The following is a 13459-nucleotide window of genomic DNA, read 5'->3' as shown; positions in this document are numbered from 1 at the left end:
CCGCAAGATGTCTACGCCACGCGTGGTTGAGCTGGCCTGGGTTTGACCACGGTGGCGAGTACGATGCCGGCGACGATGAAGGCCGCACCGACCAGATCGTAGTCATGCAAGCCCTCGCCGAGCAGCAGATAGGCGAGCATGGCCACGAACACAGTCTGCAGGTAGAGCAGCATGCTTGCCCGGCTTGCGCCGAGCGTTTCCACGCTTTTGTTGTAGAGATAGTACATCAAGGCGCCGCCGGGGCCTGCCAGATAGGCGAGCGCGAGAATGCTGTGGACGTTCATGGCGGAGCGTTCGTCGTTCAACAATTCCCACAAATGGAAAGGCAAGGCGACCAGCGCACCGGCGCCGAGCAGCAGCACGACCATCGGCAGGAGTTCGATGCCGAATTTGGCACGGCGCAAAAGCACGGTGTAGAGGCCCCAGCAGAACGCGCTGCCGACGATCCACAGCTCGCCTGCGTTGACCTTGAGTTGCAGCAGCGCCGTCAGGTTGCCGTGGGCAACAATGAAAATCATCCCGGCAAGCGCAACCAGGGCGCCAAACGACTTCCACAGCCCGAGCGGCTCGCCAAGCACGAAACGGGCGAGCACCATCGTCATGACAGGCGACAGCGCCATGATGATGCCGGCCGTGGTGGCGTCGGTGTCATTGAGACCGTGGTAGATCATACCTTGGCACAGCGTCAGGCCGATTGCCCCCACGGCGACGACCTCCACGGCGCGCGTTCGCAAAAGCCCGATCATCGCCTCGTGATGACGGTGCACGATCGGCAGCAGGATGGCGCAAGCCAGCGTCAGCCGCCAGAAGCAGAGCCCCCAGGGCGGCATTTCAGGCGCCACCCATTTGGCCGCGATATAGACACCGGCCGAAAGTAGCCAGCACAGGACGGCGGCCGGATAGCCGGCCAGGGAGGATATGGGGCGCACGGGTTGCGCGGCTTGATGCGCTATCGGCATTGCCTGCATGTCATGCCCCCTTCGATGACCTCGGCCAGACGGGGATAACATAACCTGTGTCGTTGGGGCGTGCATCCGTTTTGAAAGGGTGGGGAGGAAGCTGGGCTCGGGCGCGCCAGAACTCAAGGGCAAGGGGAAATCCTGATCAGCCAGGGAGAGCGAGATGATCCGGAAACTGAGAAGCGGAAAATACCGGCTTTATTCGCGCAAGAACGACGAAAAGACGGCAAATGGCGGAATTTGGGGACGTTTGAGACGCTTGGGGCGGCCGAGAAGCATGGGCGGGAGGTGCAGTATTCTAAACGGCATTGAGGGAGGAGAGACAAGGCTCTGTGTAGACAAGCCGATACTCCTTGGCTACTGACTTTGCCTTTCTGGCTGGCATTCGCCTTCCGCAAACGGTGTCTTGAAAACTAACCCTCTTGACTTTAAGCTAAAACTTATTCTTGCGATCAGGCCGATGCCTGGAGCCTTAATCGACGACGAGGATTATTTTGGCGGCAGATTCGGTACTGTTCGAGCCGCTTGATGGAACCGTGTCGTTCACCGATTGGCTTGAGGGCCGTCGACCGGCTCACCTATCAACAAACTCCGGCACAGATGAAGTTGCATTTCAAGGCTGGAGCAACTTTAAGGAGGCTTTCGCTCCTGAGCTTATTGGGCAAGCTGTTGAGGAGACGAGGGACGCGCTCGGTCGCCCCGTATCCTCCTGCGTAGATCCGTTTGGCGGTTCAGGAACAACGGCACTGGCATGTCAGTTTCTCGGCCTCAAGCCTCTCACGATCGAAGTCAATCCATATCTCGCAGACCTGATCGAGGCCAAGCTGACAACATACGACGTTGATCAGCTGATCCTCGATTTTAAGGCGGTTGTTGAGGCCGATATTTGCTTAGACTATGACGTTCCATTTATCGGCGCGCCGCTTACATTTGTAGAGCCGGGAGTGGATGGTCGCTACGTCTTCCCTAGGGCTGTTGCTTGTCGCTTAGCATCACTTCGGGATCGAATTTCTAGAATTGAGAGGGAGTCAAGTCGTCGACTTATGCGAGTATTGCTCGGAGCGATCGCATTGCCCGTGAGCAATGTTGTGGTGAGCGGCAAAGGACGCAGATATCGCAGTGGATGGGCTGGGCGAATGTCAAGCCAAGAGCGCGTGGAGCAGCTTTTCGTTGATGCAATGGTGCGCGCTATTTATGAAATACGACGATATGAGAAGCGTAAAGGTCGTGACTATGAACTATTTCGGGGCGACTCTAGGGAGCTTACGCCTGATAGCGGGGAGTACGACTTGGCTGTATTCTCGCCGCCGTACCCAAATTCGTTTGATTATACAGATGTATACAATGTCGAATTATGGGTATGTGGCTATCTTAAAAATAGCTTAGACAACAAGAATCTTCGCATGTCCACCTTGCGGAGCCACGTTCAAATTTCTCGACCGTTTGACACTCCTGATCTTGGCTCGCAAACGCTATCTGCTATTACCGGCCAGTTGAAAGGCGTGCGAGCTGACCTTTGGAATCGGCATATACCTGATATGGTCTCCGCTTACTTTTCTGATATGTGCGTCATTATGGAGCGGCTTAGCAAGTCTTTGGTATCCAAAGGGCGCGTCTATATGGTTGTGGGCGATAGCCGCTATGCCGGCATCCAGGTTCCTGTGGCCACAATTCTGAACGAGTTGGCTTTGGAACGCGGTTTTTCCATCGCGGGCGAAGAGCCTTTCAGATCAATGCGGGCCTCTCCTCAACAAGGTGGCCGACCGGAACTCAAGGAGACGCTCCTTACCGTGATGCGGAGCTGAGGTATCCTCTTGCGGTTCGAGATGCTGCTGTTGATCGGAATAGAAACCACCGCCAAAGCGGTACATCGTGATGCTTGGCGTCATCTTGGATGTGCGCGAAGGCGGAGTCGTCGCCGAAGTCGGTAGCACGCATGTCGTAACAGCAGAGCGCGGCCTGTAGCGCATTAAGGCGCGTTTTGTAACCGATGGCTTGCTCTAAACCGCTTTGGATGGCCTGCACGGCGACTGAGGGCGGAACGGGATTGCCAGTATTTGTTTGATCGGCAAGAGCCTTCAATTCAAGGACCCATTCGTTTACCACGGCCGGCAATCCTCCCGACGTGATGGTCTTCATAGAGATGACGATATCCGCTCGTCCGTCGTCGGTGATGGGCTCGGCCCGTAGGTCGTGCCTCGCAAAGACTGCCTTCAAGGCCTCTAGTAGACGGCCTTGAATGACCTCTTCGGGGCGATGCTCTGGTATGCCGTTCGCAGACTCCTTCCACACACGCTTAGCGTGGCCCTCAATAACGAGCGCGGGTGTCCTCAGCGAACGTTCATAGAAAGTGTCTAGAACCTCCTTCATCTGCATTCGTGTGATGGGCACATCCTCAAAGAAAACCGTCTCGGAGTCTTCGTGATTGGACAAGCCCGACCTGTAGAGCCGACCTTGCGGCACGCCCGTTCTCCAATCGACCACGACTGCCGGTATCCCACCCAGCCCAGCCTTCTTCACTGCCTGGAAAAGCGACGCGGCATCAGACCAACGGAGCAACAGTTCGAAGGAAGTCGAGAGGCTGGCTGTAGAAAGCCAAATTCGATCAACGACGGGATCAGCACCGTTGGCCAATAGGGGCGCTTCCGCCACAGAGCAGCACTTCGCATCTTCAAAGAGAGCCTCGCTTTGCAAGAAGACTGTGAATTGCCCGCTTTCGCCGCGCCCTGCACGAGTAGCAACGAGGGCGGAAACACGTCTAAAGAATCTGGTTGTGAGTGACGCTCCCGCCACCGTAGGTGTTCCCACAGTTTGAGCAATACGCTCAATCTCTTCCGGCGAGACGCCGCCGAGAATCGGCAAATCAACCATGCGCTCTCCGCTTCATTAGGCGCATGTACATCACGAGCTTCTCAGCTCTATTTAAGGTTACTCCAATCGGAACGTAGCGCTGGAACTGCTGAGCAGTGTTCCACGTCGCGTTTCCCCGCGTCGGAGATACCCATTCAGCGAAATCAACTATCCGGCCCTCAGCCACTGCTGGATCCGAGTAGGCGGCATCTGCGACTGCCGCATCATCGCGTCGATCAGGCCTAATCTCGACAAATGCATCGGCGAGTTCTGTCAGGAAATCGTCAGTTCGCGCCTCGTCTGGCAGTGTACCTAAGGCCTCCAGAATAGGAGTTGCACGGCCATGGTCCAACCGAAAGGTTGCCAGCAAACCTTCGGCGTCACCTCTTGCCAGGGTTACAACGGTGACAAATCCCCCGCCGACAAGGGAATCCAACTCGCGCTGCAACGTTGGAAAGTATGGTGCTCCACTGTCTTTCAGGACCGATCCTTCTAGGGGGTGAAGATCCCATAGTGGGCTCAGGACGTTGGCAAAGAAAGCAAAGGCGTGCAATGATCTGGTATCTATGGGGGTGCCACCAACGCGCTCTAGCGCTGCGAGCATTTGAATCAGGCGACTCCGAATTAGGACCGGAAGTGGCTGTGAAGCTGGGCTCGCGTTCATCGAGCCTCCTCATTGAGGATTTTTGCAACGGTCCTTTCATATTCCTTCCGCAAGGTGATTAAGGCCGCAGTCGGCGCTGCTAGGTGTATCAGGTTTACAAGTCGTCCCGTCCTAGCATCCAGAGTCTTGTAGGCACGTAACGTATTTGGGATGAAAGCCCCCTCTACGACATTGCACGCCAATATGACGGTCATCCCAGTTGTTCGTGTCGCAAGCTCCGCAAATAGGTTACCTGCCTTTTCTGCGAACACGGCATCGACGGATCCTTCTGGACCATCGACGATAAAAGAGCCGCTGGCGCCGCCGAACGTTTCAACGAGGCTCATTCGAAAGATGATGTCTAGATACTCCCGCTGCGAAAGCGATACTTGTGTCGCAGATCGCCTGACAAAGTCACCATCGGTCGCGCTACTTGTTAGCTCAATCTCAAACGCAGGGAACTCAAATACTCGACCGCCCTGACCGATCCGATCCTTTCTTGGGGCGTAGACCAAACGTGCTTTTTCAGCGAAGAAATCCTGAGCGTGTCTTTGGAATTCTGCTTCAAGACGCTCCCGAATAGACTCTGTTGCCACTTTCAGCTCGGCGAGCAACACCGCGATTTTCTCTTCTGCGTCGTCGCGTTCCTTCCTAAAATTAATCACCTCACGCCGTAGGCCCTCGATGCGATCTTCGTCGCGCGCCAACGCTGCCTGATCCTGAGCTGGCAGCTTGCTTCTCCATCGCCGCGCCTCTCTTCTAAGGGAGTCGACGCGGCGGCGGACCGCTTCGAGATCGTTGTCAATAACTCGATAGTCTTCCTCCACACTCCGATACTTTACCTCTGCATCGTGAAGCTCTTCGCGTGCATGCTGCAGAGCCGTGAATGCTTCAGCAGCCTTCAACTGAACCGCTTTTGCCGTCGAAACCACCTTTTCTTCCGCAGCACGGTGGGAGCCGCAAACGAGGCACAGATTTTCTGCGCGCCGACGCTCAAGCTCTTCGGCCGCGGCGTCAGCTTTGTTACCGCATGCCAAGCAGATTCGATCCGAAATAATCTTGAGAAATACATACTGCTCGTTTGGGGTGACACCGGCGAATGCATGTCGCAAGACGTCAAATTTGATCTCTTCGTATCTTTGCGCGGCGTCGTCAGCAGCTCGATCTGCTCGTTTTTGACCTATCCTGGCGTCAGACCTACGCTCCTCAATATTCTCTTGCGCCTTCTGAAGCTTGACCTCTTCGGCCTCTGCCTCTTCCAGTTCGGCGGTAGCTTTGGCCAAACGGGCACGCGTTTCGGCTGCAGTCTCCTGCTTGGCTTGCTGCGTGTCTCGCCGATTTACCAGTTTGTAGAGAACGGCGTTTAGATTTCGTGCCGAGCTGTCGGCCGAAACAATTTCGCCCTCTAAACGCCTTAGCTCCTCTGAGCTTGAGGGCGTTAGGATCGCACGAAATAATTCAAACTGAGCCGACAGATCCCAAATCAATGGATCTCTCGACTCTAGGAAGAACGTTTACGCGATCAAGTACGCGAAGAGCATCTTCAAATCGCGCGAGGCCCATCAGCGTCGCAAGCAAAGCCCTATATTCTTCTTCAACCGTCACAGAATCAGTCGCCTGAACTCCGCGTACTGAGGCCTCCACCAGCTTAAGATCGCTCAGGCGCCGGCGAACTTTCAGAATGGCCGAACCAAATTTAATCTCGGCTGTTGCCACAGCGGTGGCAGCGCTATCTCCTACGCGGACAGCGAAGAACCTCTGATCAACCGGCAAGACATCCGATCTATCCCCCGTAAAGCCGGCTCCCCTTATTCGAGCTGGCCCAGTTAGTACATATTTTAGGACCAGAAGCAGTGTACTTTTGCCAAGCCCATTTACGCCAAGCACGATCCAAGGGCCTGGTGTGAAGTCGAGGTGTAGTCCGGGAGAATTTGGTAGTCCCGGATATAGGCGGTAGCCGTCCACATCTAGACGTTGGAATATCGGGAAATGAATGGTCATGCGAAAATGTCTAAGGCGACAGCAAATTCGTCCCGCCCAGGACTTCCATCGGCAACATGACCACAAAAAATCGACTCGGGCCACGCTTCATTGAGCACGCTGATTCGCAATTCGAGCATCCGCTCGATCGTTGATACCCTAGGCACATTTCCCCCCCGGCCAAAGCCGCCTTATCTTGTCCATGAGGAAGCAGATTTGCAACCCTCCGTCCGCGACAATGTACTATCCGATGGATCGACAAGCGTTACCTTCACAGAAGCTGTGGATTCATGGTGGAAGGTCGCGAATGTCACGGAGGCCATCCAATCATGGCTGTCCCCTGCAGGGACGGCGCAGACCCCTCCTCATTAACCATTCGTTAACCATTCCCTCGCTAGCGTTTACCTCTCAGTAAGGATTCGCCAGCCGTGACCTTTGCCGCCCCCCTCGAGGCCAAATCCATCCGCTTTCGTGCCCGCTCTTTCGTCGCTTTCACGCTGACGCCGGAGGCGCCTTTGGACGTGTGGCTGGAGGGGCTGGATCACTGGATCGGCAACTCGCCCGGCTATTTCGCCGGCCGTCCGGTGGTGCTTGATCTCAACACCTTGAAGCCCGATGTCGCCGCGATCGAATCGCTGGTCGGCGTGCTTGGCCATCGCGGCATCCGCGTCTACGCCATCGAGCTCGACGGGCACACCGCACTCGCGCCCAACCTGCCGCCGGTTTTGGTCGGCGCCAAGGAGGCGACGACGGATGGGTTGCTGCCCCGCAAGGCGCGGGAGGATGTTTCCGGAGAGGGCAAGGCCGAGGGCAGGGCGCCTGAAGCCGGCGCGGCCACGGTCGGCGACGGCAAGGCTGGCGCAAGCAAGGCGGGCGATAGCGAGCCGCAGGTTGAAGCTTCGGGCACGCTGATGATCAAGGCGCCGATCCGCTCGGGCCAGGCGATCGTGCATCCGCATGGCGATGTCATCGTGCTCGGTTCGGTCGCGTCCGGTTCGGAGATCATCGCGGCGGGCTCGATCCATGTCTACGGCACGCTGCGCGGGCGCGCTTCGGCGGGTGCGCTGGGCAACAGGGGCGCGCGCATCTTCTGCCGCAAGAACGAGGCGGAGCTGCTGGCGGTCGACGGCTGGTATGTCACCGCCGAGGAGATGGAAGGCGTTTCGCGCGGCAAGCCGGTGCAGGCGTTTCTCGACGGCGACGCTTTGCGGGTTTCGACGCTGAGCTGACATTCGTTTCGATATTGGGGCGGCCGAGGGCCGCCCGACCAAGAACAACAACAACGGAGGCTTTTCAATGGGCAAGGTAGTGGTGGTCACCTCGGGCAAGGGGGGCGTCGGCAAGACGACCTCGACGGCGGCCCTTGGGGCGGCCGTGGCCAAGACCGGCAAGAAGGTGGCGCTCGTCGACTTTGACGTCGGCCTGCGCAACCTCGACCTGATCATGGGCGCCGAACGGCGCGTGGTGTTCGACCTCGTCAACGTCATCCAGGGCCAGGCGAAACTCTCGCAGGCGCTGATCCGTGACAAGCGGGTCGAGACGCTGTTCCTGCTGCCGGCCTCGCAGACGCGCGACAAGGATGCGCTGACCGAAGAAGGCGTCGGCGAAGTCATCGACAAGCTGCGCTCGGTGTTCGACTATGTGTTCTGCGACAGCCCGGCCGGCATCGAGCGCGGCGCGCAGCTCGCCATGCGCTTTGCCGACGAGGCGGTCATCGTCACCAATCCGGAAGTGTCGTCGGTGCGCGATTCCGATCGCATCATCGGCCTGCTCGATGCCCGCACCTTGCGGGCCGAGCAGGGCGAGCAGATCGCCAAGCATGTGCTGGTGACGCGCTACGATGCCGCCCGCGCCTCGCGCGGCGAGATGCTGTCCATCGACGACGTGCTGGAAATCCTGTCGGTGCCGCTGCTCGGCATCATTCCGGAAAGCCAGGATGTGCTGCGCGCCTCCAACCTCGGTTCGCCGGTGACGCTGTCGGAGCCGCTCAACACTGCTGCCAAGGCCTATATCGACGCTGCCAGGCGGCTGGAGGGCGAGGAATTGCCCGTCATCGTGCCCTTCGAGCGCAAGGGCTTCCTCGATCGTCTTTTGGGAAGGAGGGCGGCATGAACCTGCTCGACATCTTCAAGCGGCGCTCCAGCGCCCCGGTGGCGCGCGAGCGGCTGCAAGTGCTGCTCGCCTATGAGCGCCGCAACCGCAGCCAGCCCGACCTCGTCTCCATCCTGCGCGAGGAGATCATGGCCGTCATCGCCAAGCATGTGCAGATCGACCAGGATTATCTGCAGGTCTCGATGGATCGCGGCGAGACCATGTCGACGCTGGAGATCGACATCCAGATCCCCAACAAGAGCGCCGTGCCGCTGGCCATGGCGGGGTGAGGGCAACTTAGGGGGAGCCGCGATCCTTCGCGCCCCCCTCTGTCCTGCCGGACATCTCCCCCACAAGTGGGGAGATTGGCAATTTCTGCGCTTCAGTTCTTCTTGCAACGTTGGCGATTGGCGAAAGCCCGCATGACGTCCAATCTCCCCTCGTGTGGGGGAGATGTCCAGGACAGAGGGGGACGCTGTCCCGCCGGCAGAACCGGCATCGCACCCTCGCACCGCATCGCTCGCAGCGTCCAAACCCCTAAAATGTCCCAAATTTACCTTTGTGCCGACGGGGCTTCCCCTGCGCAAGCAGCGGATGTAAGGATATATTAGCAATTTGTTAAGTTCTAAGCGAGGTATGCGTAAGGGGAGTTTGGCGATGAACTTCAGAGGCCTGATCAAGCGTGCTGAAGACGTGGATAAAGCAATCCAGGACCTGCAGATCGATTTGGCGGACGCGCTGGATGCAAGTCTCGACGCCGACGACCTGGCGCCGCCAGAGAGCGACGATGTGCCGGATGCCCAGGCGGCAGCCGATGACGGGCCACCCCAGGCCGATGCGGCAAATGACGACAATGCCGGGAATGCCGAGGATGCGGGCGCTGCGGACAGTTCCGAAACCGCGCCAAGACTGACCGCCCATACACAGACCCGGCTGGCTGCATTGAGCGCCTTCGAGGGGCTCTTCCACGACGCCAGGGACTATCTGGAGGAGATCAACGACAAGCTGTCGGAGATCGGCACCTCACACCATCTGACGCGCGAATTCCTCAACATCCTGCACAGCGACATCCTGCGCGCCAACGAGCTGGAGGTTGCCAATGCCGCCCTGGCCGCCGAACAGAGGGCGCTGTCGGAAAAGCTGCACGACGCGACGCGAAAGCTGCGCGAGCGTGACGGCGCTTTCGAAGCGCTGCAGCAGCGCGAGACAAGCCTGGTCCAGGACCGGGAGACGCTTCGTGCGGCCCTTGCCGCGGTCAGGCTGGAACTCGTCGAGACAGCCAATGCGAGCGCCAAACGCGAGGCGGAGTTCGGCGACATCGCCAAGCGGCTGACCGCCAGGACCGTCGAGGCCAACAGGCGCTTGCGCGAAAGCAAGATGCTGCGCGAAAAGCACGTCAACCTGTCGATCGAACTCGACAAGGCGCTGAAGCGGGAATCGCAGGCGCGCCACAGGCTCGACGAGCTGTCGGCGGTCCATGCCACCGAAGCAGCGCGGCTGGCGGAGCTGCTGGCGGCGCTCGGCAAGAGCGAGAAAGAGGAGATGCGGCTGCAGAAGTCGCTCGAGGCGGCACAGGCGAAACTGTCGGAAACGACCGAAGCGGCCCACATGATGGAAGGCGACAAGGAAGCCGAGCTGGCTCGCAGCCAGGCGGAAATGCGCGGGTTGAGCTCGGAGATCCAGAACCTGCAATCGCGGCTGGAGCAAGTGTCGAGCGAAAACAGCGAAGCCGCGGGCGAAATCGCCAGGCTCAAGAGCGAACTGAACGATGCCCTAGCCGAAAAGAAGATCGCCGATGAAAGATTGTCCGCGCTGAGCCAGGAGAGCGAAAGCGACAAGATGAGTCTTTCCAAGGTGAACGCCAACCTTTCTCAGCTGACGCTGCAACAGGCGTCCGAACAGATACAGTTCGACGTGCAGAGGCAGGAGTGCGAGGACCTCAAGGCCGAAATCGCCTCGCTCAATGCCCGGATCAAGGAACTGCTGCCCTATGAGCGGCTCCACAAGGCCACCAATGGCAGGCCGCGCGAGGACGGCGTGGTCGAGATGGCCGGGGCGATGGCGAAGAAAGCACGGACGACGGGCAGGCGGCGCATGCGCAGAAATGTCGGCGCCGCCACCTGAAGCGTGTCGCGCCTGAAGGATTCAGGCGACCCGCTTCAGATCCTTCTTTTGTGCATGGGAGGCCGGCACCTCACCCGGAGAGTAAGTCCAATGGGGCACCGGCCAGGCGGATCGACAGGTCCGCCGCACAGGCAAGGTAGCGCGCCTCGGTCCCGCACGGCATTGGTGCGATCACGGAAGGTGCCAGCGGCAATTCCCCTGGCTTGTGATTCGAACCCTTGCGACGACCCGCCGGCCGGAGGCTGCAGACACGCCCAGGATAAGATCGCGGGCCGGCCCGGCGCCTTCTCAGTCGAGAGGTTCGTGCTGGTAAAGCTCGTCCATGCTGAGCGAGGCCAGGGCGCCGAAAGGGGCCTGCTTTTTCACGCGGCCGCCGCTCAGGATGACCACGTCGTCGCAGAACGAGATGGTGCTGTGGTGATGGCTGATGACGATGGTCGTGCGGCGGCCGGCTCTCGACTTCAGGGTCTCGACGATGGCCGCTTCCGACAGCCCGTCCACGGCATTGGTGGCCTCGTCCAGGATGAGGAGATCGGGATCGCGCACCAGGGCTCTCGCCAAGGCGATGCGCTGCCTCTGTCCCGCCGACAGATTGACGCCCCTGTAGCCAACCAGGGTCTCGTAGCCCTGAGGCAGCCTTTCGATGAATTCATGCGCTTCGGCCAGTCTCGCGGCGGCCTCGGCATCGCCGGCTGTCGCGGCATCCTGGCCGTAGATTATGTTTTCAAAAATGCTGCCGTCGACCAGTTCCAGTTCCTGGCTGGCCAGGGCGATGTGCCGGCGCCACTGGCTGGCGTCGATCCGGTCGAGCGGCGATCCATCGACGAGGATGCTGCCGGTGTCCGGTTCGACGAAGCGGCACAGGAGATTGACGATCGTCGTCTTGCCGGCGCCCGAGCGGCCGATCAGCGCCGTCGAGCGGCCACCGCGGATCTCGAATGCCGCCGCATGCAGCACAACCTCGCGCCGGTCCGTGCCGGAATAGGTGAATGTCACATCGTCGAACTTGATGCCTTGGCGCAGGCCGTGGAATGGCCCGTCGCCTTGCGGCGGTTGCGGCTTGCCTGTGGGATCCAGCAGCCAAGTCACCTCCTCAAGCGATCCGCTCAGGCCTTGCAGCTGGCTCCACGACCCCTGCAGGGCCCGCATATGCGGCTGCAGCCTGTAGAGCAGGATGACGAAGGCGATGATCAGCGGGAAACTCACCTGCGCCAGCCAGGCGCCGATCACCACCGCCAGGAACAGCATGGCGTGGAGAACCTCCGTCAGCGGCGGCAGCGCTCCCTGGCGCACGAGCAGCGCGAAGGAGGCGCGGCGAACCGCATCCGACGCCGTGTCGAATATCGCCTTTTCCCGGTTCTCCTGTCCGAAGATGCGGATCAGCCGTCCGGCATGCACAAGGTGAAGCATCTGCGAGGCGAGGTGGCCGTTGCGCGAGGCGACGCTGCGGCTTGGCTCCTTCAGATTGGCTGAGAGGACGGCGTGCGCGATCTGGACGAGCGCCAGTCCGAGCGTGACCAAAAGCGTCATGCGCCACGAAAGCAGCAGCAGGAAAGCCAGGAGGATGATGGCGGCCGATGCGCTGACGATGGCCGACAGCATGATCTGGATCGCATCGGAAGCCCGCCAGGATTCGTTGGAGATGATGTTGAGCAGGCGTCCGGGGCTCTGCCGCAGGAAGAACGGGTAGCCGACCCGCAACAGCTGCTCCGACAGGGCGCTGCGGATGGAATGGCTTGCCTTGCCGGAGATGAAGGTCGTCAGCAGCGTGTTGGCGAAGGCGAAGACGTTCTTCAGGATGATCGAGCCGAGGATGGCGGCCGAAATGACGATCAGCCGGTCGCGCTCGCTCAAGCCCGATCCGACGTGCTGGAGGACGGCGGAGAAGCCTGCCATTCCGGCGGCATCCCCGTGTCCCATGATGATGCCCAGCAACGGGATGATCAGGCCGATGCCGAACCCTTCGAGGACGGCGCTGACCAGGCCGAGAATCACCACCGCCGGAAGCAGGCGCAGTTGCCGCTTTCCGAACGCCCGGAACAGCATCGGCAGGTTTGGTGGCAGCATTGGCATTACAGCGTTTCACCTCGCCTGGGCATTGGCTTGTTGATCTTGGCGCACCGGTTCGGCTCGCGGCCGTCTGACCAGCAGGAGAACCGCGAACCTGGCCGCGCCGAGCAAATTCATGGCGACGATCGGCCAGTGCGGCAGGTTGAGTTCACGATCGAAGGCGGGTCCTCCCGCCAGTTCCCGGAAAGCCCCTCTTGCGGCCCAGTAGAAATGGCGAAGCAGCCAGGGCGCGTGGCGAACATGCTTCAGGCAGAGCCCGCCATTGCCCAGGCTGTAGTCGCGATGCAGCTTTTCGATGGCTTTGCGATCCCGCCGGCCGTGATGGTGGAAAATCGTCATGTCAGGCACATACTCGACCGCGATGCCGAGCAGCATCGCGCGCACGAGATAATCGGTATCCTCGGCCGACCGCAATGGTCCGCCGGCGCCGAAGCGTTCGTCGAAATAGCCGATGCGGGCCGCGACATCGCGGTGCATTGTCATGTTGCAGCCCAGCACGAAACCGCCGGGATGAACATCTGGCGTCAGCCGCTCGCGCGCCCACGACCGCTTGATGGTGAACGGCAAATCCCTGGCATCGCCAAGCTCGACACGTCCTCCCCGGATGAGCCATTGTTCCCCGGACGCATAGTGTCGCTCCAGATCGCGCAGATAGTCGCGATGGACCGCGCAGTCGTCGTCGACGAAGACCAGCACACGGCTGCGCGCAACGCCGGGCTGAGGCGCGCGCAGCCGCCAATCC

11 protein-coding genes and 1 pseudogene are annotated in these 13459 nt (G+C 59.9%); 5 read left to right on the top strand and 7 right to left on the bottom strand.

The genetic code is table 11. The annotated features are described in order from the left end of the window. Window positions 1–11: 11 nt before the first annotated feature. Entirely contained in the window at window positions 12–968 is a 957-nt protein-coding gene (locus EN955_RS21990; protein WP_024501693.1) for an EamA family transporter, read from the bottom strand. Window positions 969–1453: 485 nt separating this feature from the next. Between EN955_RS21990 and EN955_RS21985 the strand changes: the two genes are divergently transcribed. Next, the gene (locus tag EN955_RS21985; RefSeq protein ID WP_024501692.1) at window positions 1454–2764 is read left to right on the top strand and encodes a hypothetical protein; all 1311 of its coding nucleotides are present in this window, start codon (window positions 1454–1456) and stop codon (window positions 2762–2764) included. On the opposite strand, the gene EN955_RS21980 is transcribed toward EN955_RS21985, so the two are convergent. The 4 genes from EN955_RS21980 to EN955_RS21965 are packed head-to-tail and all read right to left on the bottom strand — an operon-like array spanning window position 2745 to window position 6453. Beyond that, window positions 2745–3830 carry a hypothetical protein gene (locus EN955_RS21980; RefSeq protein WP_024501691.1) on the bottom strand — a complete coding sequence of 362 codons (1086 nt, stop codon included), beginning with the start codon at window positions 3828–3830 and terminating at the stop codon, window positions 2745–2747. The two genes, EN955_RS21985 and EN955_RS21980, sit on opposite strands and share 20 nt — an antisense overlap. Further along, on the bottom strand, window positions 3823–4413 hold the full coding sequence (locus tag EN955_RS21975; protein WP_127218938.1) for a hypothetical protein: 591 nt from the start codon (window positions 4411–4413) through the stop codon (window positions 3823–3825). Before EN955_RS21975 ends, EN955_RS21980 begins: the two co-directional genes overlap by 8 nt. 56 nt (window positions 4414–4469) lie before the next feature. Beyond that, a complete protein-coding gene (locus EN955_RS21970) occupies window positions 4470–5939 on the bottom strand; it encodes a hypothetical protein (RefSeq protein WP_024501689.1) in 1470 nt (489 codons plus the stop codon). After that, window positions 5911–6453: a hypothetical protein gene (locus EN955_RS21965; protein ID WP_127218937.1), complete on the bottom strand. Its 543-nt coding sequence runs from the start codon at window positions 6451–6453 to the stop codon at window positions 5911–5913. Before EN955_RS21965 ends, EN955_RS21970 begins: the two co-directional genes overlap by 29 nt. Before the next feature lie 407 nt (window positions 6454–6860). Between EN955_RS21965 and minC the strand changes: the two genes are divergently transcribed. The 4 genes from minC (at window position 6861) to EN955_RS21940 (ending at window position 10647) form a co-directional block, all read left to right on the top strand. Next, on the top strand, window positions 6861–7661 hold the full coding sequence (gene minC, locus EN955_RS21960; protein ID WP_024501688.1) for a septum site-determining protein MinC: 801 nt from the start codon (window positions 6861–6863) through the stop codon (window positions 7659–7661). A gap of 67 nt (window positions 7662–7728) precedes the next feature. Further along, window positions 7729–8544 carry a septum site-determining protein MinD gene (minD, locus tag EN955_RS21955; protein WP_024501687.1) on the top strand — a complete coding sequence of 272 codons (816 nt, stop codon included), beginning with the start codon at window positions 7729–7731 and terminating at the stop codon, window positions 8542–8544. Beyond that, on the top strand, window positions 8541–8813 hold the full coding sequence (gene minE, locus EN955_RS21950; RefSeq protein WP_024501686.1) for a cell division topological specificity factor MinE: 273 nt from the start codon (window positions 8541–8543) through the stop codon (window positions 8811–8813). Before minD ends, minE begins: the two co-directional genes overlap by 4 nt. Window positions 8814–9180: 367 nt before the next feature. Beyond that, window positions 9181–10647 (top strand): hypothetical protein, encoded by a 1467-nt coding sequence (locus tag EN955_RS21940; protein ID WP_024501685.1) that lies wholly within the window; start codon window positions 9181–9183, stop codon window positions 10645–10647. A 288-nt stretch (window positions 10648–10935) separates the two neighbouring features. Here the strand turns inward: EN955_RS21940 and EN955_RS21935 are convergent, their stop codons facing one another. Both EN955_RS21935 and EN955_RS21930 read right to left on the bottom strand, forming a co-directional pair. Beyond that, window positions 10936–12720: an ABC transporter ATP-binding protein gene (locus tag EN955_RS21935; RefSeq protein ID WP_024501684.1), complete on the bottom strand. Its 1785-nt coding sequence runs from the start codon at window positions 12718–12720 to the stop codon at window positions 10936–10938. Between the two features lie 9 nt (window positions 12721–12729). After that, window positions 12730–13459: pseudogene (locus EN955_RS21930) on the bottom strand (glycosyltransferase family 2 protein); the annotation flags it as partial.

The sequence above is a fragment of the Mesorhizobium sp. M7A.F.Ca.CA.001.04.2.1 genome, assembly GCF_003998485.1.
GTDB classification, from domain to species: domain Bacteria; phylum Pseudomonadota; class Alphaproteobacteria; order Rhizobiales; family Rhizobiaceae; genus Mesorhizobium; species Mesorhizobium ciceri.
The sequence above is the reverse complement of the archived record's forward strand: the minus strand, read 5'-3'. Positions and strand labels throughout refer to the sequence as shown.